The 20,692-nt window shown below is 72.8% G+C and carries 15 protein-coding genes; 8 read left to right on the top strand and 7 right to left on the bottom strand.

Annotated elements, in window-relative coordinates; all coding sequences use genetic code 11:
• Positions 1-10 precede the first annotated feature (10 nt).
• Both ACFY3I_RS38040 and ACFY3I_RS38035 read right to left on the bottom strand, forming a co-directional pair.
• Positions 11-1,375 (bottom strand): phosphomannomutase/phosphoglucomutase, encoded by a 1,365-nt coding sequence (locus ACFY3I_RS38040; protein WP_390865521.1) that lies wholly within the window; start codon positions 1,373-1,375, stop codon positions 11-13.
• A 593-nt stretch (positions 1,376-1,968) separates the two neighbouring features.
• Positions 1,969-2,391, bottom strand: coding sequence for a DUF3499 domain-containing protein (locus tag ACFY3I_RS38035; protein ID WP_351706829.1), 423 nt, complete (start codon positions 2,389-2,391; stop codon positions 1,969-1,971).
• Between the two features lie 278 nt (positions 2,392-2,669).
• Here ACFY3I_RS38035 and ACFY3I_RS38030 point away from each other — a divergent pair, with 278 nt between their 5' ends.
• Positions 2,670-3,122: a metallopeptidase family protein gene (locus ACFY3I_RS38030; RefSeq protein ID WP_365284922.1), complete on the top strand. Its 453-nt coding sequence runs from the start codon at positions 2,670-2,672 to the stop codon at positions 3,120-3,122.
• Positions 3,123-3,156: 34 nt separating this feature from the next.
• On the opposite strand, the gene ACFY3I_RS38025 is transcribed toward ACFY3I_RS38030, so the two are convergent.
• The 3 genes from ACFY3I_RS38025 to ACFY3I_RS38015 all read right to left on the bottom strand — a co-directional run bounded on the left by ACFY3I_RS38025 (position 3,157) and on the right by ACFY3I_RS38015 (position 8,813).
• On the bottom strand, positions 3,157-4,647 hold the full coding sequence (locus ACFY3I_RS38025; protein WP_390865520.1) for a DUF5719 family protein: 1,491 nt from the start codon (positions 4,645-4,647) through the stop codon (positions 3,157-3,159).
• Positions 4,644-8,366, bottom strand: coding sequence for a glycosyltransferase (locus ACFY3I_RS38020; protein WP_390865519.1), 3,723 nt, complete (start codon positions 8,364-8,366; stop codon positions 4,644-4,646). The genes ACFY3I_RS38025 and ACFY3I_RS38020 overlap by 4 nt, the downstream gene beginning before the upstream one ends.
• Before the next feature lie 183 nt (positions 8,367-8,549).
• Positions 8,550-8,813, bottom strand: a complete 264-nt coding sequence (locus tag ACFY3I_RS38015) for a WhiB family transcriptional regulator (RefSeq protein WP_003975777.1) — start codon at positions 8,811-8,813, stop codon at positions 8,550-8,552.
• Positions 8,814-9,443: 630 nt separating this feature from the next.
• Between ACFY3I_RS38015 and ACFY3I_RS38010 the strand changes: the two genes are divergently transcribed.
• The 4 genes from ACFY3I_RS38010 to ACFY3I_RS37995 all read left to right on the top strand — a co-directional run bounded on the left by ACFY3I_RS38010 (position 9,444) and on the right by ACFY3I_RS37995 (position 13,420).
• Positions 9,444-9,938 carry a cysteine dioxygenase gene (locus tag ACFY3I_RS38010; protein WP_390865518.1) on the top strand — a complete coding sequence of 165 codons (495 nt, stop codon included), beginning with the start codon at positions 9,444-9,446 and terminating at the stop codon, positions 9,936-9,938.
• A gap of 33 nt (positions 9,939-9,971) precedes the next feature.
• Positions 9,972-10,931 (top strand): 2-phospho-L-lactate transferase, encoded by a 960-nt coding sequence (gene cofD / locus ACFY3I_RS38005; RefSeq protein WP_365284357.1) that lies wholly within the window; start codon positions 9,972-9,974, stop codon positions 10,929-10,931.
• Positions 10,928-12,292 (top strand): coenzyme F420-0:L-glutamate ligase, encoded by a 1,365-nt coding sequence (locus ACFY3I_RS38000; RefSeq protein WP_390865517.1) that lies wholly within the window; start codon positions 10,928-10,930, stop codon positions 12,290-12,292. The genes cofD and ACFY3I_RS38000 overlap by 4 nt, the downstream gene beginning before the upstream one ends.
• 117 nt (positions 12,293-12,409) lie before the next feature.
• A complete protein-coding gene (locus ACFY3I_RS37995) occupies positions 12,410-13,420 on the top strand; it encodes a DNA-3-methyladenine glycosylase family protein (RefSeq protein ID WP_390865516.1) in 1,011 nt (336 codons plus the stop codon).
• Between the two features lie 211 nt (positions 13,421-13,631).
• Here ACFY3I_RS37995 and ACFY3I_RS37990 read toward each other — a convergent pair whose 3' ends face one another.
• Together ACFY3I_RS37990 and ACFY3I_RS37985 are read right to left on the bottom strand one after the other, a co-directional pair.
• Positions 13,632-14,714: a sugar phosphate nucleotidyltransferase gene (locus ACFY3I_RS37990; protein ID WP_390865515.1), complete on the bottom strand. Its 1,083-nt coding sequence runs from the start codon at positions 14,712-14,714 to the stop codon at positions 13,632-13,634.
• 163 nt (positions 14,715-14,877) lie between these two features.
• The gene (locus tag ACFY3I_RS37985) at positions 14,878-16,278 is read right to left on the bottom strand and encodes a peptidoglycan recognition protein (RefSeq protein WP_390865514.1); all 1,401 of its coding nucleotides are present in this window, start codon (positions 16,276-16,278) and stop codon (positions 14,878-14,880) included.
• Between the two features lie 129 nt (positions 16,279-16,407).
• Here ACFY3I_RS37985 and ACFY3I_RS37980 point away from each other — a divergent pair, with 129 nt between their 5' ends.
• The 3 genes from ACFY3I_RS37980 to ACFY3I_RS37970 all read left to right on the top strand — a co-directional run bounded on the left by ACFY3I_RS37980 (position 16,408) and on the right by ACFY3I_RS37970 (position 20,589).
• The gene (locus ACFY3I_RS37980; protein ID WP_390865512.1) at positions 16,408-17,163 is read left to right on the top strand and encodes a TIGR03089 family protein; all 756 of its coding nucleotides are present in this window, start codon (positions 16,408-16,410) and stop codon (positions 17,161-17,163) included.
• 334 nt (positions 17,164-17,497) lie between these two features.
• Entirely contained in the window at positions 17,498-18,622 is a 1,125-nt protein-coding gene (locus ACFY3I_RS37975; protein WP_390865511.1) for an LCP family protein, read from the top strand.
• A gap of 242 nt (positions 18,623-18,864) precedes the next feature.
• On the top strand, positions 18,865-20,589 hold the full coding sequence (locus ACFY3I_RS37970; protein ID WP_390865510.1) for an LCP family protein: 1,725 nt from the start codon (positions 18,865-18,867) through the stop codon (positions 20,587-20,589).
• Positions 20,590-20,692 lie beyond the last annotated feature (103 nt).

Below are 20,692 nucleotides of genomic sequence, written 5' to 3'. Positions count from 1 at the left end.
GGGGCCGATCTCAGCCCCTGATGATCGCCAGTACCTCGTCCCGCACCTTCGTCATCGTCGCCTCGTCGCCGGCCTCGGCGTTCAGGCGCAGCAGCGGTTCCGTGTTGGACGGGCGTACGTTGAACCACCAGTCGGAGGCGGCGACCGTGAGCCCGTCCAGGTCGTCCATGGTGAGGTCGTCGCGGTCCCCGTAGGCGGCGCGGATCCGCGCGAGGCTGGCCCGCTGGTCGGCGACCGTGGAGTTGATCTCGCCCGAGCCGACGTAGCGGTCGTACTGGGCGACGAGCGAGGACAGCGGGCCGTTCTGGCCGCCGAGGGCGGCGATGACGTGCAGGGCGGCCAGCATGCCGGTGTCCGCGTTCCAGAAGTCCTTGAAGTAGTAGTGGGCGGAGTGCTCACCGCCGAAGATCGCGCCGGAGCTCGCCATCTCGGCCTTGATGAACGAGTGGCCGACGCGGGTGCGGACCGGGGTGCCGCCGTGCTCGCGGACCACCTCGGGGACCGCCCGGGACGTGATCAGGTTGTGGATGACCGTGCCGCTGCCGCCGTGCCGGGTCAGTTCGCGGGCGGCGACGAGGGCGGTGATCGCCGACGGCGGCACCGGCTCGCCGCGCTCGTCCACGACGAAGCAGCGGTCGGCGTCGCCGTCGAAGGCCAGGCCGAGGTCGGCCGACTCCTCGCGGACGCGCCGCTGCAGGTCCACGATGTTGGCGGGGTCGAGCGGGTTGGCCTCGTGGTTCGGGAAGGTGCCGTCCAGCTCGAAGTACATCGGGACCAGGGTCAGCGGCAGGCCCTCGAAGACGGTCGGGACCGTGTGGCCGCCCATGCCGTTGCCCGCGTCGACCACGACCTTCAGGGGGCGGACGGAGGTCAGGTCCACGAGCGAGCGCAGATAGGCGGCGTAGTCCGACAACGTCTCGCGCGAGGTGATGGTGCCGGGCGTGGCGGCCGGCTCCGGCGCGCCCTCGCGCATCCAGCGCTCGGTCAGTTCCCGGATCTCCGAAAGACCCGTGTCCTGGCCCACCGGCGCGGCTCCCGCCCGGCACATCTTGATGCCGTTGTACTGCGCGGGGTTGTGCGAGGCGGTGAACATGGCGCCGGGCAGGTCGAGTGCGCCCGAGGCGTAGTAAAGCTGGTCGGTGGAGCAGAGGCCGATCTCGGTGACGTCGACGCCGCGGGCCGCCGCGCCGCGGGCGAAGGCGCGGGACAGGCCGGGCGAGGAGGGCCGCATGTCGTGGCCGACGACGATCGCGACGGCGCCGGTCACCTGCGCGAAGGCGGCGCCGAACAGCTCGGCGAGCGATTCGTCCCACTGGTCGGGAACCACCCCGCGCACGTCGTACGCCTTGACGATCTGCGCCAGATCAGCCGCCACGGTCCCACCCTCCTGGAGTCCAATTGGTCGCCCTAAAGTACCCGCCCACGGGGAGGGCCCGGACGCGCGATCCGCCGCCGGTCGCCCGGTCGGCTCCAGTCGGTCTGGGGACCATGGGCCGGGGCGACCGGTGATGATCCACGACTGTCTCGATCGGTCGCGGATCGATCTTGAATGGTCATCCTCGAACGCGTACGGTCCTGGCCGGTCCGGCGTGATGGACAACCGGTCACGCCGCGCGGCGGGTCGGCGGCCACGGAGTGGGCGGTGGCGGCACGGGAGTTGGGGTGCACGATCCTCACCGGTTCTCCCGATGTCGCCCATGCCCGGTTCTCCCGCCTTCGCCACTGCCCGGCGCCTCCGCGTCGGCCGGTGCGGCGCGAAGTTCGGCGAGTTGGGCCGGACAGGTGACCGCGGGGGTTCGAACGGGGCGGCGGCGAAGGGGATTCCGGCCGGCCGGGGCATCCGAGCCCGCCTCGGGGTCCGCCGGAAGGAAAGTCGCCCGAACGAGCGGCGCCGGACGTCGAAATGGCGGATGCGGGACGTCGACGGGTGTGCGTCGGGAACGGTGCGAGCGGGGTGGGCCCAGCGGCTCAGTTGTCCGGGGACCGAAGAACCCGCAGGTGGCCGCGGCGCGCGACCTCCATCGGATCCGCACCCCGGCCGCCGCCCGCCTCGGCCGCCCGTTCCTGGGGGCGGGCCGCCTCGCGCACCGCGTTGGCCAGCGCCTCCAGGTCGTCCCCGCTGGGACGGGCCGGGGCGGAGCCGTCGATGAGCCGGACGACCTCCCAGCCGCGCGGGGCGGTGAGGCGCTCGGAGTGCTCGGCGCACAGGTCGTAGCAGTGGGGTTCGGCGTAGGTGGCGAGCGGGCCGAGGACCGCGGTCGAGTCGGCGTAGACGTACGTCAGCGTCGCCACGGCGGGTCGGCCGCAGGCGGTTCGCGAACAGCGACGTACAGGGCTCACGACGTTGGACGGTACCGCACTCTTGAGCGGGCCGCGACGACTCTCCCCCAGGTCACCCCACCGTGTCGTGTTGTGAAACGCCCCACACACCCCTCTGGACACACCTCGCTGACCAGCGTGGACGGTATCCGCCCCACCCCCGGACGGTATCCCATCCGGTCACGAGTTGGTACAAACACCGTCAATTGCCTTGAGCGCGCCGGTCTTGTGGAGATATCGAAACGAGCCCAACCTTGGCCGGAATGGTCATCCTCCGACATGTCACCTCACGTGGTGTCGATGCCGGAGGCGGCGCGCCGGAAGCCCGCGAGGACTACGCTTCACCAGTGATGGACAACCGTGTACCGCCTCGTGCCGCCGGACCCGGGCCTCGACGACGTGATCGCCACGGTCGGGGCATGCGCGGGCCGATCGCACCACCGCAGGTGCCGCTGGCCGCGAGCCGCGCCGACGTGTTCGCGGACCTGGTGCAGGACTCGGTGGAGCGCCTGGAGCGCCGCTGGCCGCAGCTCGCCGACATCGATTTCCTGGTGCTCGAGGTACCCCGGCTCCAGGACCGCCACGACGAGAGCTGGAGCGACGAGGCGGTGCCGCTGGGCGGGGTCATCGCCGCGCGTGAGGGACGCCGGGCCCGCGTGGTCGTGTACCGGCGGCCGGTCGAGATCCGCACCAAGGGCCGCGACGAGCGGGCCGCGCTCGTGCACGAGGTCGTCGTGGAGCAGGTCGCCGAACTGCTCGGACTCACCCCGGAGACGGTGGACCCCCGCTACGGCGAGGAGTGAGCGGGGGTCACCTCGGCCGGGCCGCCGGCCCGGCCTACTGCTGCAGCACCGACACGTCCTGGTCCGCTTCCGGTACGGCCACCGTGCCGCGGTCGTCGGGGAGGGTCTGGATCGTGAAGCCCGGAACGCCGTCCTCGGTGGCCGCCAGGGTGCGGGCACCGTAGACCGGGCCCCCCGAGACCGGCTCCACGGTCAGCGCGTAGGTCCCCTTCAGGCCGGCGGGGACCGGGGCGTCGAGGTCCTGGGTGGTGCCGGACTTGATCGTGAACGTCTTGGACACCGCCTTGCCGCCCTCGCTGCCCGCCGACGCCGTGACCTTCACCGTGGCGGTGCCGGTGGGCGCGGTCAGGGAGAGGGTGCTGCCCTTGCCGCTGTTGTCGGCGGACGTCGCGCGCGTGCCCACCGGCGCGGTCGCCGGGATGTACGCGGTCTCCTGCTTGCCGCTCTTGCCCCGGGTGACGCGCAGGGCCGCCACCACCGGGACGGACTGGTCGGTCGGCGTCAGGACCAGTGAACCCGCCTCGCCTCGGGTGACGTCGCCGAGGTCGGCCGCGGTGGTCATGCCCCCCTTCACGTGCAGCGTCTCGTTGCCCGCGGGAGTGATCAGACCGTCCGGGGAGGCGAGGCGCACCTTCAGGTCGGCGTCGGCGTCACCGTCGGTGAAGGCGATCAGCCGGACGTCGGTGGCGTCCTTGGGGATGCCCGGCAGCACCAGGCTGCCCGACGGGTCGGCGGAGGCGGCGAGCCAGTCGCCGCCGGTCTTGTCGTCCAGGGCCTGCACACTCGCGCCGACCCGCCCGCTGCGCACGTTCACGTGCACGGTCAGGTCGGTCTGCTTCTCCGTGGAGAGCGTGGACAGCAGGACCGGCTCGCTGGCGTGCGGCGCGACCGTGATGCCCTCCCCCACCTCGGACTTGAGCCGGCCGTCCTTGCCGTACAGCTCGATGTCGACCACGGCGGCGCTGTCGTCGGGGTTGGTGAGGTGGACGTAGTCGGTGCGGCCGGCCGCGGTGCTGGCGCCGGGGAACCAGAAGTCGGTGTCGGCCGCCGTGCAGTTGACCCCCTGGAGGCCGCGTCCGGTGCCCGCGGCGACCTCGGTGGTCTGCTGGACGGTCCAGCCCGGGGCGTACCTGCCCTCGGCGGTGCCCACGTAGGCGGGTCCGTCGGCGCCGGAGGTGTCCCCGGCGGCCGGGGTGCCGGGCGCCTTCGGGGTGAGGACGGGCTTGGACGGCTTCTTCTTCTTGCCGCCCGTCCCGTCCGCCGACTGCTCGGCGGCCGCCTGGAGTTCGGCCTTGCCGTCACTCGTGGTGCCCTTGGTGACGGGCGTGAACGAGGTGTACGAGGTGTCGGCGATGTCGGACAGGCTCGGCGCGGGGCACAGCAGGGTGGTGCGCTCCACGGGCAGCTGGGCGGCCGCCTCGGCGGTGTGCGCCGGTGCGGTGGCCGGCGGGTTGAGTGCGGCGAAACCGGTGACCGCCGCGAGGGCGGCCGTTCCGGCGAGCAGGGACAGGGTGGTGCGGTTCACTGCTGGCTCCCGTCGTGGTGCTCGCCGCCGGTGCCGTGCCGGTGCTGGGCGGCCGGGTCATAGGCGGGGTCGTAGCCCTGCTGGTACGTCGGGTCGTAGCCCGGCTGTCCCTGCTGCCCCTGCTGCCCCTGCTGCCCGCCGTAGGCGTAGGGGTCGTACTGCCCGGTCTGGTACGGGTCGTACGTCTGCTGGTCGTAGCCCTGCTGGTACTGGCCGGCGCCGGTGTCCTGGTACTGGTCGGCGTAGCCGGTGTGGTAGCCGTCGGCGGCCGGGTAGGACGCGGGGTCCCATTCGTCGTAGGACGCCTGCTGCGGTACCGCGGCGTGCGGCTGCTCCTCCTCGGCGGCGGCGAACTCGCCGCCGGCCTCGGGGGCCGGGAACTCGTCGGCGTCCTCGGCCGCGCCGTCGGCGGCCGCCGCCTCCTCGGACTCCGCCTGGGCCCGCAGGCGGCGGGCGCGGCGGCCCTCGCCCTCGACGGGCTGGGCGGGGATCGGCTGCTCCTCGGGGAGGTCGTCGTCGACCTCACGGCGGCGGCCGGGCAGCGCGAGGACGACCAGGACGACGGCGAGCGCGCCTTGGACCCACAGCCAGACGGTGTGGGTGAACGGCGTGTCGTAGGTGACGTCCAGCTTCCCTCCGGAGGAGGGGAGTTCGAAGCCCTGGGCCCAGCCGTCGACCGTGGTGCGGGTCAGCGGCCTGCCGTCCAGGGTGGCCGTCCAGCCGGGCGCGGTGGAGTCGGCCAGGCGCAGGACGCGGCCGTCGGCGCCGGCCGGGATCGTGGTGTGGATGTCCACCGGTCCGGCCGCGACGGCGGCCGGGGTGCCCGAGCCCTTCGCGGCGACGATGGTCGCGCGGGAGACCTGCCGGTCGACGCGCCACAGCGCGCCGCCGTTCTGCTGGCTGAGCCGGGACAGGCCGGGGGTGGCGTCCAGCACGCGCGTGATGTCGCGCGGCGCGCCCTTGTGGACGAGGACGTAGCGCACCGCGAACCCGCCGAGCTGGTCGGCCTGGTCGGCGCCGGAGCCGGCGACGAGGTTGGCGACGACCTTGTCGAGGGTGGCGTTCTCGCCGTCGGCGGCGGTCACCTCGGCGTCTCCCATGCGGGCGCCGGAGCCGCGCACCAGCATGTAGTCCACGCGCGCGGTGCTGTCGCTGTCGAGGACGAGCGTGCGGACCTGGTCGGTGGTGGAGCTGTCCTCGGCGACGAACGCCGGCACCTGGGTGGCGTCGCGCCGCTCGACCGGTCCGTCGGCGCCCGCGATCATCCAGCCCGCGGCCAGCAGCAGCGGGCCGGCGGCCGAGGCGAAGGCGATCAGCGCGGCCACCGGCTGGCGCCAGCCGAAGCTCTGCTCGGCGACCCGGGAGCGGGCTCCGTCGGCGCCGAGCGCGGCGGCGCAGACGATCGCCATGCCGTAGACGAGGGTCGCCGGTCCGGCCCAGGCGGACTTGTTGGAGAGGACCGCGAAGACCAGGCCGACCAGGGCGACCGCCCAGGCGGACCGGACGGCCGACTGGCGCTCGGAGCGCAGCAGGGCGGCCAGCGCGGCCAGGACGATGCCGATGAGCATCAGCCCGTCGAGGGTGCCGGGGCCGCCCGGGCCGGCGCCGAGCAGGTCCGTGGCGGAGGCGGCCGAGGCGCCGTACTCCAGCCCGGCCTCCTTGAAGAAGCCGGTCGGCAGCAAGGTCAGCGACCAGGGCGCGAGGACCAGCAGCGGGGTGCCGAGCTGGGTCAGCAGCCGCAGGCCGGAGGCGATCAGGTCGGAGCGGCGGACGGCGAGCACGACGACGCCGAGGACCAGGGCGATCGGCCAGACGATCGGCGTGAACGCGGTGGTGATGGTCAGCAGCAGCGCGTACGCCCAGGTGGCGCGCCAGCTGCCGCGTCCGCCGGAGGTGCTGGTGAGGCCGCTGGCGGCGATGCCCGCGCGGGCGATCAGCGGCAGCAGGATCGCCAGCACGGCGGTGCCGATGCGGCCGCCCGCGAGCGAGCCCGTGACGGCGGGCAGGAAGGCGTAGGCGATGGCCGCCCAGGCGCGCAGCAGGCGCGAGGTGACCAGCGGCCGGGAGGCGAAGTAGGCGGTGAAGCCGGCCAGCGGTACCGAGGCGACCAGCAGCACGGTGACCGCGAGTCCGGTCGAACCGAACAGCAGGGAGGCGAGTGTGGCGACGATCGCGAGGTACGGCGGGGCGGCCGGGGTGCCGCCGGCGCCGACCGCGTGCCAGGCGTCCAGGTAGCGGGACCACAGCTCGCCCGCGGTGCCCGGGGCGGGCAGCAGCGCGCCGCCGGCGAGCGCGCCGGCGCCGAGCAGGGCGCGGCAGGCGACCAGCGAGAACAGCAGCAGCACCAGGAAGAGCACCGGGCCGGGCCTGCGCGCGATGCGCTTGACGCGGGCGAACTGCTCGACTTCCAGGAAGTCGGCGTCGTCGCCGCCGGGTCCGGACTCGCCGCCGCCGTGCCGGCCGGCCGTGGACACCTCGTCGTCGGCGCCGAAGAGGTTGCCCGCGACCTGTTCGACGGTGGCCCGCACCGTCGCGCCGGGCGGCGGGAACAGCGGGCGCAGTTCGCCCTTGTCGAGCTGGGAGGGGCCGCGGCGACGACGCCCGGCGATGATCCGCTCGGGGCGCAGCAGGGTGCCCAGCAGGCCGCGGATCTCGTCGAGGGCCTGTCCGGGGACCTTGCCGACGAGGTTGGCGACGGTGCGCAGCAGGGTGCCGAGGACGAGCCGCAGCAGGGTCCAGGGCAGCGCGGCCGTACGGGTGTTGACGAGCAGGGTGTAGACGGCGCCGGCCTTGTCGACCTTGTGCGGGGAGGCGGTGGTGCGGCCGGCGCAGTCGACGGCGCGGCGTTCGCGGGAGGCGGCCTCGGCGTGCCGTACGACGGCGTCGGGGGCGATCAGGACGCGGTGGCCGGCGTTGGTCGCGCGCCAGCACAGGTCGACGTCGTCGCGCATCAGGGGGAGCCGGCGGTCGAAGCCGCCGAGTTCCTCGTACACGTCGCGGCGGATCAGCATGCCGGCGGTGGAGACCGAGAGCACGGTCCGGACGTGGTCGTGCTGTCCCTGGTCCTGCTCACGGCGGTCCAGGCCGGTCCAGCGGCGGCCGGAGTTGGCGATGGTGACGCCGACCTCGAGCAGCGCCCGGCGGTCGTACCAGCCGCGCAGCTTGGGGCCGACGACCGCCACGTCGTCGCGGCCCAGCTCCATCTCGTTGTCGACGACCCGGAGCAGCTGGGCCAGGGCGTCGGGTTCCGGGGCGCAGTCGTCGTGCAGCAGCCACAGCCACTGGACCGGCTCGCCGTGCGGCAGCTCGGGCATGTCGTACGCGTCGTCGCGCCACTGGCGGGTCACCGGGTCCCAGCCGCTGGGACGCTTCAGGTAGGGCAGGTCGTCCGGGGTGAGGACGGGCGCGGTGCGGCTCGCCTCCTCGACGGCCTGGCCGAACCCGGTCCGGCGGGCGAGGTGTACGACGTTGGCGTCGCCGAGGGACTCGGTGAGCAGCCGGGCGGAGTCGTCCGCGCTGCCGGTGTCGGCCGCCACCGCGTACTGGGCGGGGCGCTCCTGGCCGAGCAGCCCGGCGAGCGCGTGGGGCAGCCAGCGGGCACCGTCGTGGGAGACGAGGACCGCGGTCACCACGTGACGCGGGTACTCAGGCGGGCGGGTCGGGTCGAACCCCGCTGTGGCAGCGGTCGGCTCGGCTGCCTGGTGGCTGTGGAGGGACATCGAGGTACGGGCCCCGGTTCAATGGACTGCGGTGGACCCCTGCGCCCGCTGGTGGCGGCGAGGCGTCTCGGACGAGCGCCCACACTATCGGCTGGGCATGTCGACGGCCCGCCCCCTGTGGACAACCCACGGGTGACGGGCCGTTCGCGCAGCTCGGGTGTGTGCGTCCGGTGACCGTCCGGTTCAGACCGCTGCCTTCTTGAGACGCCGGCGCTCGCGCTCGGACAGTCCGCCCCAGATACCGAACCGCTCGTCGTTGGCGAGGGCGTACTCGAGACACTCGGAGCGCACCTCGCACGCCAGGCAGACCTTCTTGGCCTCTCTGGTGGAGCCGCCCTTCTCGGGGAAGAAGGACTCGGGATCGGTCTGGGCGCACAGCGCGCGCTCCTGCCAGCCGAGTTCCTCGTCCGCGTCGTCGACCAGCAGTTGCTGCACCAGCTCGGTCATGTGCGCCCCTCGTCTGTCTTCACGTCCCCGTGCGTGGCCGTCACCGATTTCGGCTGAACGACACGAGTGAAATTACAAGTGTGCTGCTCCGGGCGAGTCAAGCCGAGATCTGCTATTGGGCCCGTTATTCACTCTGCGGAACCAAGGTGACGCGGAAAGTGTTCAAATCGCCATAAACCTTGACATGCAGACGAGGCCCACCAGGGCCCCCGACCCCGTACAGAGCCTGTACGAAGAAGGACGCCCAGATGTTCGATCGCGTTCCGCAGCGGCACGCGCGCCCAGTTGTGCGCCATGTGTCCCGGGCACCCGCTGAACAAACCTTTCGGCACGGAGATGAACCGGATGAGGTGAAACATGTCCCACATACCGGGCGTCGAGTTGACAGTGCGAGTGTGAACCGATGTCCTAGTGGGCATGCTCGCGAACTTGGCATTCACCTCGACCCGCACCGCCGGGTCCCACGGTGCTGCCCGCTCTCGCTGTAGCTGTTGCTGTTCCAGCTGTTGAGCCGTAGGCGCGTCCCACCGCTCCAGCTGAGACCGGGTCCCCCACAGAGGACTCGGTCTTCGCGTTTCGTGCCCCGCCGACTTCTTCGCTGACCTTCTTCACTGAGGAACCAAGCACCCCATGAACAGCGACAACGACCTGCAGATCGCCGGCGACATCCTCGAGGTCCCCCACCTGCTGCAACCCCCGCGCGAGCACCCGGTGACCGTGGCCGAGTTCGCCGGGCTGGCGCGCGCCGTCGCCGCCGACCGCGCCCAGTGGGCACCCCTGGTGCGGTACGACGCCACCACGCGCTGGTACCACCGGCTGCGCACCGGCCCCGGTTACGAGGTGTGGCTGCTGTCCTGGGTGCCGGGCCAGGGCAGCGGATCGCACGACCACGGCCGCTCCTCCGGGGTGCTGACCGTCCTCGAGGGCACGCTCACCGAGCACGCCGGACACCGCTCGCGCGCACTGTCCGCGGGCGCGCAGCGGGTCTTCGCTCCGGGGTACGTGCACGAGGTGGTCAACGACGCGCTGGAGCCGGCGGTCAGCCTGCACGTCTACTACCCGGGCCTCACCGAGATGCCGATGCACACGGCGCAGAGCTGCGAGGCGCGACCCGTGACCGCGTGACGCCCTGTCGGAGCCGCCTGCCAGACTTGGCGCATGCGCATTGTGGTTCTGGCAGGCGGTATCGGCGGTGCCCGGTTCCTGCGCGGCCTTCAGCAGGCCGTGCCGGACGCCGACGTGACCGTCATCGGCAACACCGGGGACGACATCCACCTCTTCGGGCTGAAGGTCTGCCCGGACCTCGACACGGTGATGTACACCCTGGGCGGCGGCATCAACGAGGAGCAGGGCTGGGGGCGGACCGACGAGACCTTCCACCTCAAGGAGGAACTCGCCGCCTACGGAGTCGGGCCGGACTGGTTCGGACTGGGCGACCGCGACTTCGCGACGCACATCGTGCGCACGCAGATGCTGGGCGCCGGCTACCCGCTGAGCGCGGTGACCGAGGCGCTGTGCGACCGCTGGAAGCCGGGCGTGCGGCTCATCCCGATGACCGACGACCGGGTCGAGACCCATGTGGCCGTCGAGATCGACGGCGAACGCAAGGCGGTGCACTTCCAGGAGTACTGGGTGCGCCTGCGGGCGTCGGTGCCCGCCGAGGCGGTGGTGCCGGTAGGCGCCGAGCAGTCCACGCCGGCCCCGGGGGTCCTGGAGGCCATCGCGGCGGCTGACGTGATCCTCTTCCCGCCGTCCAACCCGGTGGTCTCCGTCGGCACGATCCTCGCGGTGCCCGGCGTGCGGGAGGCGATCGCCGCCGCCGGGGTGCCGGTGGTGGGCCTCTCCCCCATCGTTGGCGACGCGCCGGTGCGCGGGATGGCCGACAAGGTGCTCGCGGCGGTGGGCGTGGAGTCGACGGCGGCCGCGGTCGCCGAGCACTACGGCTCGGGGCTGCTGGACGGCTGGCTCGTCGACACCGTGGACGCGGAGAGCGTCGCGCGCGTGGAGGCGGCCGGCATCCGGTGCCGGGCCGTACCGCTGATGATGACCGACCTGGAGGCGGCCGCGCAGATGGCGCGCGAGGCCCTCACGCTCGCCGAGGAGGTGCGCGGGGCATGACCGGGACCAACGACTGCACGACGGGCGCCGCGTCCCCGGCCGATCCGGCCCAGGACGCGGTCCCGGAGTACCGGGTGTGGGCGCCGGCCGGACTCCCGGAGGTCCAGCCGGGCGACGACCTGGCCAAGCTGATCGCCGCGGCCGCCCCCGGACTGACCGACGGTGACGTGGTCATCGTCACATCGAAGATCGTCTCCAAGGCCGAGGGCCGGCTCGTCGAGGCGGCCGACCGGGAGGCCGCGATCGACGCCGAGACCGTGCGGGTGGTGGCCCGGCGCGGGGCCCTGCGGATCGTGGAGAACCGGCAGGGACTGGTCATGGCGGCGGCCGGGGTGGACGCCTCCAACACCTCGCCCGGGACCGTGCTGTTGCTGCCCGAGGACCCCGACGCGTCCGCCCGCGCCATCCGCGCGGGACTGCGCGACACGCTCGGCGTCAACGTCGGCGTCGTCGTCACCGACACCTTCGGGCGTCCCTGGCGCACGGGGCTCACGGACGTGACCATCGGCGCCGCCGGGGTGCGGGTGCTGGACGATCTGCGCGGGGGCGTGGACGCGTACGGCACTCCCCTCGTCGCGACGGTCGTCGCCACCGCCGACGAACTGGCCGCCGCGGGTGACCTGGTGAAGGGCAAGGCGACGGGCCGGCCGGTGGCCGTGGTGCGCGGCCTCGCGCACATCGTGACCGGAGCCGGGGACGAGGGTGAGACGGCACGGGCGCTCGTCCGCGACCCGGCCGACGACATGTTCCGGCTCGGCACGTCCGAGGCGGTCCGGGAGGCGGTGACGCTGCGGCGGACGGTGCGGGCGTTCACCGACGAGCCCGTCGACCCCGGGGCGGTACGGCGAGCGGTCGCCGCGGCCGTGACCGCGCCGGCACCCCACCACACGACCCCGTGGCGGTTCGTGCTGCTGGAGTCGGCCGGGTCCCGCGCCCGCCTGCTGGACGCGATGCGCGACGCGTGGATCGCCGACCTGCGCAGGGACGGCAAGTCGGAGGAGTCCATCGCCAAGCGGGTGCGGCGGGGGGACGTGCTGCGCAACGCCCCCTACCTGGTGGTGCCCTGCCTGGTGATGGACGGGTCGCACACCTACGGCGACACGCGGCGGGACGCGGCCGAGCGGGAGATGTTCGTGGTCGCGACGGGCGCGGGAGTGCAGAACTTCCTGGTCGCCCTCGCCGGGGAACAGCTGGGGTCGGCGTGGGTGTCGTCCACGATGTTCTGCCGGGACGTGGTGCGGGAGGTGCTGGAGCTGCCTGCGGGGTGGGATCCCATGGGAGCGGTGGCCGTGGGGAAGGCGGCGGAGGAGCCGCGCGCCAGAGCCGGGCGGGATCCCGAGGGCTTCATCGAGGTGCGCTGAGGTTCTCGCGCCTTCGGTCCGGGGGGATCCGGCCCGGCGGCGACCGCGGGGGTGCGGGGGTGGATCGCGCGGTTCCCCGCGCCCCTGAAAGGGCGCCCGACACCTAGGATCTGTTGAGTGGCTGGACGTTTCGCTCCACGGCCCACCCGGACGACCGTGCGGGGTGGGCAGGTCGTCGTGCCCGCCGGTGTGCCTCGGCAGGCCGCCGCGCCCGGACGCGTCCGGGTCTGGAAGCCCGACGGCGATCTCGATCTGGGCCTGGTGCTCGGGCCGCTGCGGCGCGGGCCCGGGGATCCCACCTTCCGGGCCGCCCGCGACGGATCCGTGTGGCGGGCCAGTCTCACGCCTGCCGGACCCGGGACGCTGCGGGTCGCCCGGTACGGCGGCGAGGTGCGCGGAGAGGCGTGGGGAGCCGGCGCCGACTGGCTGCTGGACCAGTTGCCGGAGATGCTCGGCGCCGCCGACGACCCGTCCCTCTTCGTACCCCGGCACCGCGTCCTGGCCACCGCCCGGCACCGGCGGCCGGGGCTGCGGCTGACCCGGACCGGGCTGGTGCTGGAGTCGCTGATCCCCTCGGTCCTCGAGCAGAAGGTCACGACCGACGAGGCGTACCGGGCCTGGCGCTCGCTGGTGCGCAGGTTCGGGGAGCGGGCGCCCGGCCCCGCGGGGGTCGGCGAGCGGCCGATGTGGGTGATGCCCGCGCCGCGCACCTGGGCGCTGATTCCCTCCTGGGAGTGGCACCGGGCCGGCGTCGACGACAAGCGGGCGTCGACCGTTCTGCGGGCGGTGCGGGTCGCCGCGCGGCTGGAGCAGGCGGTGGGCATGGCGGCGGAGGCCGCGCGGGCACGGCTGGAGGTGGTGCCGGGGGTGGGTCCCTGGACGTCCGCCGAGACCGTGCAGCGCAGTCACGGGGCCGCCGACGCGGTGACGGTCGGGGACCTGCATCTGCCCGGGATCGTGGGGTACGCGCTGGCCGGGGACCGGCATGCCGACGACGAGGAGATGCTGCGGCTCCTGGAGCCCTACGCGGGGCAGCGGCACCGGGCGGCCCGGCTGATCCTGCTGAGCGGTCAGGTACCGAAGCGGCGGGCGCCGCGGATGCCGCGGGGCGACATCGGCCGGTTGTGAGGTGCGGGCGGGGACGACACCCGCCGGCCGGGGCTTCAACCGTGGTGTCCGTGCCCGTCCCCACCCGTCCAAGCCCGTCCCCACCCGTCCATGCCCGTCCATGCCCGTCCATGCCCGTCCATGCCCGTCCATGCCGCCGGGCGGCGCGGACGGGCACGTGCCGGGTTCGGCCACTGCCGTGGAGCAGGACCACCCCGTGGACCGGGCCGCGCTACTGGTCCGAGGAGAACCGCACCGCACCCGCCGGGATCATCGCGTCGCACCACACCCGTGCGCCGTCCCGCAGCTCGTTGTCCGCGCCGACGGTCGCGCCGTCGCCGATCACCGTGCCGGTGAGGACCGCGCGCTCGCCGATCCGGGCGCGGTTGCCGATCAGGGAGTCGGTGATGACCGCGCCGGGTTCGATCACGGCGCCCGGCAGGATCGTGGAGCCGAAGACCCGGGCGCCCTCGGCCACGTACGCGCCCTCGCCCACCACCGTGCCGCCCGTGAGCTTCGCGTCCGCCGCGACCCGTGCCGTCGGCAGGATCAGCCGGTCGCCGCAGCGGCCGGGGACGGCCGGGGACGGGGCGCGGCCGAGGACCAGGTCGGCCGAGCCGCGGACGAAGGCCGCCGGGGTGCCGAGGTCCAGCCAGTACGTGGAGTCGACCATGCCCTGGAGGTGGGCGCCGGCCGCCAGCAGTTCGGGGAAGGTCTCCCGTTCCACCGAGACCGGGCGGCCCTGCGGGATCGTGTCGATGACCGAGCGGCGGAAGACGTACGCCCCCGCGTTGATCTGGTCGGTGACGATCTCCTCGGGGGTCTGCGGCTTCTCCAGGAAGGCGAGGACGCGGCCGGTCCCGTCGGTGGGGACGAGACCGTACGCCCGCGGGTCCGTGACCTTGGTGAGGTGGAGGGACACGTCGGCGTCCGTCGCCTCGTGCACGCCGATCAGCGCCCTGATGTCCAGGCCCGTCAGGATGTCGCCGTTGAAGATCAGGACCGGGTCGTCGGGGCCCGAGTGCAGGCGGGCGGCCACGTTGCGGATGGCGCCGCCGGTGCCGAGCGGTTCCTCCTCGGTGACGTACTCGATGTGCAGGCCGAGCGCCGCGCCGTCGCCGAAGTACGGCTCGAAGACCTCCGCCAGGTAGCTCGTGGCGAGGACGATGTGGTCCACGCCCGCCGCTCTTGCTCTGGCCAGCTGGTGCGTCAGGAACGGCACGCCCGCGGCCGGGACCATGGGCTTGGGCGTGTGGACCGTGAGCGGGCGCAGCCGGGTGCCTTTGCCGCCGACCAGGAGGATCGCTTCTGTCACCTGTCGTCTCTGCTTCCTGCCGGGACCGGCCGAACTCTCTGTCGGCCGGCCAGTGTATGCAGACCGTGCGACGGCGCCCTCGACGGCCGCGCGGTGCCACGCGGCGCGGGTGTGCGGTTTCCCCCGACTGCCCCCCGACGGCGGTGAACGCCACCCCCTGTGCTCAGCGGCCCTGCAGGCGCGCGGAGCTGGTCCGGGCCGAGCCGAGTCTGGCGTAGAGCTTCGCGCCGGGACACTCGGTGGAATACCCGTCCCTGTGGCCGGAGATCACGTTCAGTCGTACGTTCTTCCCCTTTGGGTAGAGATTGCCACCGCCGGACTTCAGATATGTCTTGCCCTTGGGATTGGCCCCGAAGAGGCCGAGCTTCCACGCGGTGAGCCGGGCGATGGCCGTCACGGCGGCGGCGGGCGGCTTGTGCGAGTCGAACGTGCCGAGCACCGCGATGCCCATGCTGTTGTTGTTGAAGCCCAGGGTGTGGGCGCCCCGGACGGCTTTCGACACTCCCCCGGCGCGGCCCTCGTAGATGCCCCCGCACTTGTCGACGAGGAAGTTGTAGCCGATGTCCCGCCAGCCCATGGTCTTCACGTGGTAGCGGTAGATACTGCGGATGACGGACGAGGCCTGGGAGCACTTGTACCCGTTGCCCGAGTCGGTGTGGTGGACGAAGGCCGCCTTGACCTTCCCGGTGTAGACGAACCCCTTCTCGCGCAGTGTCTCGTCGGCGCCCCAGCCGCGGCGGGTGACGATCTTCGGGCGCGCTCCGATGTGCGGCTTCAGGCGCGTGACGCCGGTCAGCACCGCCAGTTCGTCCTCGGTGTCCTGTTGGTCCAGGGCCGGGATCTCCGTGGCTCCGAACGGCGCGAGGTCGGTGTTGACGGCCGCCGACGCGTCCGCCTCGGTGTACGTGACGCCGGCCGGCGGACCCTGCGGTGCCTGGGGCGGGGCCTCCGCACCGGGGTCTGCCTCGCCGGGGTCCGCCTCGCCGGGGTCGACTAGTTCGAGGCGCAGACCGGCCGGGAGCAGGTCGTGGCCGCCGGTGGGAGTGCTGCCGCGCGGGCCGGGATCGTCGTCGGCTTCGGCCCGCACGCGTACGTCGACGCCGTCCGATTCGCCCACCCACAGGGGTGCGGTGCCGCCGTGCACCCGGCCCGATCGGGCCTCCGCCGTGTCCGGGTCGGCGCCGTGGTCGGCGTCGTGCGTGTCGACGTCCTGCCAGCCCGTCCACCGGCCGGTGGCGACGGACCGGGTGCGGACCTGGACCACACCGTGCAGTTCGGTTCCCGGGTTGTCCCAGCTGACGCCGACCAGGGAGAAGTGCGCCAGGTCGTCGCGGTACAGGCCCTGTTCGGGGGCCTCGCCGAGGAGGCGCCCACCGGTGCGGGGGGCCAGGGGCAGTGACCGGGTGCTGCCGGCGAGGGCGGTGGTCCCCGCCGGGCCGTCGTTGGCGGTCGTGGCCCGCTCCGCCGGTGCGGCGGCCGCGGACGGCACGGTCAGCGCGAGGGCGGGAAGGGTGAGGGCCGCCGCGCAGGTGACGCCGATCGAGGAAGTCAGGAGTCCACGCATGCCCCTGATCTTGAACAGGGTCGTACACGTATGTCCATTGCGGAACTGACGGTCCGTCGGGAGCGATTGCGCCGAACCGGTGGCCCCGCCGGTCGATGGCCGGGCCGGCCGCGGCGTACGCTTTCCCGGGTGAACGCCACCGATCGCACCCCTGCCGACCTGCTGCGTTCCGCGCTCGCCGCGGACCCCGGACGCCCCCTGGTGACCTTCTACGACGACGCCACCGGCGAACGTGTCGAATTGTCCGTGGCCACCTTCGCCAATTGGGTGGCCAAGACGGCGAACCTGCTCCAGGGCGATCTCGCGGCCGGACCGGGCGACCGGGTCGCCCTGCTGCTGCCCGCGCACTGGCAGACGGCGGTGTGGCTGCTCGCCTGTTCGTCGGTGGGGGCGGTCGCCGACGTGGCCGGGGATCCGGCGGCGGCCGACGTGGTGGTGAGCGGGCCGGACACCCTGGAGGCGGCTCGGGCCTGCCGCGGGGAGCGGGTCGCGCTCGCGCTGCGGCCGCTGGGCGGGCGTTTCCCGAAGGCCCCGGACGGGTTCGCCGACTACGCGGTGGAGGTACCGAGCCAGGGTGACCGGTTCGCCCCGTTCGCGCCCGTCGATCCGGACGGACCCGCGCTGATCGTGGCCGGTGCGGAGCTGAGCGGGACCGAGGTGGTGGAACGGGCGCTCGCGGACGCGCCGGGGCTGGATCTGACCGGGCCGGGGTCGCGGCTGCTGTCGGGGCTCGGCTACGACACGTGGGAGGGGCTGAGCGCGGGCCTGTACGGGCCGCTCGCGGTCGGGGGGTCGGTGGTGCTGTGCCGGCACCTGGAGGAACTGGGCGAGGAAGGCGTCGCCAAGCGGATCGAGAGCGAACGGGTGACGGCGACGGTCCGCTGACCCGCGTCGCGTGCCACCGGGCCCGCACCGGGGGACGCGGTTCGCCGGGTGCGGGCCGGTGGGGGGTTCGCGGTTTCCCGCGGGCTCGCACCGGGGCACGCGGTTCGCCGGGTGCGGGCCGGTGGGGGGCTTCGCGCAGTTCCCCGCGCCCCTGAGCACGCCGGACCACCGCCCACCGAGCGGGAACCCGGAGTCGCGCGCGCCCGGGCAGGTCGGACACCTCACGTCGAGCGCGAAACCGGGGGGAGGAAAATGCGTGCCCCCCGGGTGGCCGTTCCCTCTTGTGGAGTAGTTGGCTTCCACCCTCGGGCCCTGGTCCGGGCACCCTGGAGGGGTGACCGATGCCGGAGGGGCCACCGCGACCGGAGACGGCGTTGCCCGGCGTCGGCGGCGGCGCTGGATCCGGGGTGCGGGGGTGGCCGGCGGGCTGCTCGCCACCGGCGGCGTCGTCTGCGGCTGGGTCCTCTACGCCCGGCTCAGTGACAACATCACCCCCGACGAGGCGGCCGCCGCCGAGCTCGCCCGCTACGAGAAGGAACGCCCCACCGCGCTGGTGCGGGGAGCGCAGAACATCCTCCTCATCGGGTCGGACACCCGCGCCGGGGACGGGAACGGCCGCTACGGCAAGGACCTGGGCACCGAGCGGTCCGACACCACGATCCTGCTGCACCTCGCCGCGGACCGGCGCAGCGCCACCGCCGTGTCCGTGCCCCGGGACCTGATGGTGCACGTGCCGAGCTGTCTGCGGGGGGACGGCCGCCGCAGCGAGGCCTCGTTCACGCTGTTCAACTCCGCGTTCGAGGTCGGGGGTTCGGCCTGCACCATCCGTACCGTGGAGAAGCTCACCGACATCCGGATCGACCATCACGTCGTCGTCGACTTCAACGGGTTCAAGAACATGGTCGACTCGATCGACGGGGTGCAGGTCTGCCTGAAGGAACCGATCGACGACAAGGCGGCCAAACTGCGGCTGCCCGCCGGGCGGGTCACCCTCGACGGGGAGCAGGCCCTCGGATACGTACGGGCGCGCAAGTCGCTCGGCGACGGCAGCGACACCGACCGGATGGAGCGGCAGCAGCTGTTCCTCGGCGCACTCGTCAACAAGGTCCGGGGCAGCGACGTGCTGCTGAACCCGGCGAAGCTCTATCCGCTGCTGGACGCGGCGACCTCCGCGCTCACCACCGACCCGGAGCTGGCCAGTCTGCGCGGTCTGTACCAGTTGGTCCGCGGACTGCGTGACATCCCCACCGACCAGGTGCAGTTCCTCACCGTCCCGAGGGAGCCGTACGTGTACGACTCCAATCGCGACCAGCTGGTGGCGGGCAAGGCGGACTCGCTCTTCGCGCTGCTGCGGGCCGACAAACCGGTGCCGGTCACCAAGAAGGACGATCCTTCCGCCGAGGAGTCCAAGGAGCCCGGTTTTCGCGGTAACACCGCCGCCGAGGACAGTTGCGGGTAAAGCACCAGCCAAGGCGGCGAAGTTCGGTGTCGTTCGTTGTCAGTTAAATGAGGCGGATTGCCCGGTTGTAGGAACGACGAATTTGTCACTGGCGTCACTCGACGCTGAACTGGGCGGATAGTGTGAGCCCTCCGGTGCACCCGGCCGCGAGGTCCGTCCTGGGGTCGCGCACCGTTAACCGTGACCGAGCGCCTGGGTGGGGGGAAGGCGCCGCGTGGCCCCGACGGAGGATTCGGACAACCGTGGACGCGCAAGGCCGTGGGCGGGCGGACAACATCGATCCCGCAGACCAGTGGGTACTCAATCCGAACACCGGTGAATACGAACTGCGACTGACACCTTCCGCACCGCAGTCGTCGGTTCCCGGACCGCGTCGGCCGGCTTCGCCGCGCACCGGCGCGGCCAGGCCGCGGGAGAGCGCGGACCAGGAGGGTTCGGCACAGGTCCCGGGGCAGCGCAGACGGCGCGCGGAGCCCGAGCCACCGGCCGGGCGGCGCTCCCGGCGGCCGGCGAAGAAGAAGTCGAAGGCCAAGAAGGTCCTGCTGTGGACCGGCGGTTCGATGGCGTTCGTCCTGGTCGCGGTCTCGGCGGCCGGCTACCTGTACGTCAAGCACCTCAACGACAACATCACGTCCGTCTCCGACGACGGCGCCAGCACCGGTGGCTTCAGCAAGGACAAGGCGATCAACCTGCTGGTGATCGGCACCGACAAGCGCACCGGCAAGGGCAACGAGGGGTACGGCGACGCCGGCAGCGTCGGGCACGCCGACACCAACATCCTGCTGCACATCTCCAAGGACCGTTCCAACGCGACCGCGTTGAGCATTCCGCGCGACCTGATCGTGGACGTCCCGGACTGCCCGACCGAGCAGGCCGACGGCAGCCAGAAGGTCATCCCGGGCACCACCGGCGTCCGCTTCAACACCAGCCTCGGCCAGGACGGCCGTACGGCCAGCTGCACCGTGCGCACGGTGACGGAGCTGACCGGGATCAAGCCGGACAACTTCATGGTGGCCGACTTCAACGCGGTCAAGACGCTGACCGACGCGGTCGGCGGGGTCGACGTGTGCCTGGCCAAGGACATCGACGACTCGGACTCGCACCTGAAGCTGTCCAGGGGCACGCACAACATCTCCGGTGAGACCGCGCTGGCCTTCGTGCGCACCCGGCACTCGGTCGGCTTCGGCGGTGACCTCAGCCGGATCCAGCTCCAGCAGCAGTTCCTCAGCGCGCTGATGCGCAAGCTCAGCTCCAACTCGACGCTCAGCAGCCCGACCAAGCTGCTGAAGCTGGCCGAGGTCGGCACCAAGGCGCTGACCGTCGACTCCCAGCTGGACAGCATCGGCAAGCTGAAGGACCTGGGTCTGGAGCTCGGCAAGCTCAACCCGAAGAACCTGACGTTCACCACCGTCCCGGTCATCGACAACCCGGCCGAGAAGGTCAAGGCGACCGTCGTCCTCAACGACACGAAGGCCCCGCCGGTCTTCGCGGCCATCAAGGACGACGTCTCCTTCACCGCGGTCAAGAAGAAGCAGGCGCAGGCCAACAAGGACGCGGCGGCCGCCCGTCTGAAGGGCCCGAAGTCCGCCGCCTCCGAGGTGCGGGTGCGGATCCTCAACGGCGGGGCCCCGTCCGGCAGCGCCCAGGCGGCCCTCAACTGGCTGCAGAACGACAAGGGCGTCCTCAAGTCGGAGAACGCCGGCAACGCGCCCGCCGAGCTCGCCAGGACCACGCTGGAGTACGGCCCCGACCAGGCCTCCCAGGCCCGCGAGCTGGCCTCGCTCATGGGGCTGTCCGGCTCCGCGCTGAAGCCCGGCAAGAGCGTGACCAACTCCCAGGGACTGCCCGCGATGACCCTGACGCTGGGCAAGGACTTCCAGGGGGCTGGGGTGTCCCTCACCGCTCCGACGAAGGCGCCGGACGTGGACAGCAAGACCACCGCGGACAAGGTGACCTGCGCCAAGTAGCCGCAAGGGCTCCGCGGCGGCGGAGAGTTGCTCCCCGGTGACACGAAGTCACAGCAAATAAGCAGGTAACCCTATGGGTCCGTCACGCGTCTAACCGGGCGCG

This window comes from Streptomyces sp. NPDC001068 (assembly GCF_042897315.1).
Classification (GTDB): domain Bacteria; phylum Actinomycetota; class Actinomycetes; order Streptomycetales; family Streptomycetaceae; genus Streptomyces.
Note: the sequence above shows the minus strand (reverse complement) of the source record. Positions and strands in the feature narration are given on the sequence as shown.

Bases quoted from the DNA above. Each gene is read 5' to 3' on its own strand.
- ACFY3I_RS38030 (WP_365284922.1), top strand. From the start codon at position 2,670: ATGGACAACCGTGTACCGCCTCGTGCCGCCGGACCCGGGCCTCGACGA.
- ACFY3I_RS38010 (WP_390865518.1), top strand. From the start codon at position 9,444: ATGAACAGCGACAACGACCTGCAGATCGCCGGCGACATCCTCGAGGTC.
- cofD (WP_365284357.1), top strand. From the start codon at position 9,972: ATGCGCATTGTGGTTCTGGCAGGCGGTATCGGCGGTGCCCGGTTCCTG.
- ACFY3I_RS38000 (WP_390865517.1), top strand. From the start codon at position 10,928: ATGACCGGGACCAACGACTGCACGACGGGCGCCGCGTCCCCGGCCGAT.
- ACFY3I_RS37985 (WP_390865514.1), bottom strand. From the start codon at position 16,278: ATGCGTGGACTCCTGACTTCCTCGATCGGCGTCACCTGCGCGGCGGCC.
- ACFY3I_RS38015 (WP_003975777.1), bottom strand. From the start codon at position 8,813: ATGACCGAGCTGGTGCAGCAACTGCTGGTCGACGACGCGGACGAGGAA.
- ACFY3I_RS38020 (WP_390865519.1), bottom strand. From the start codon at position 8,366: ATGTCCCTCCACAGCCACCAGGCAGCCGAGCCGACCGCTGCCACAGCG.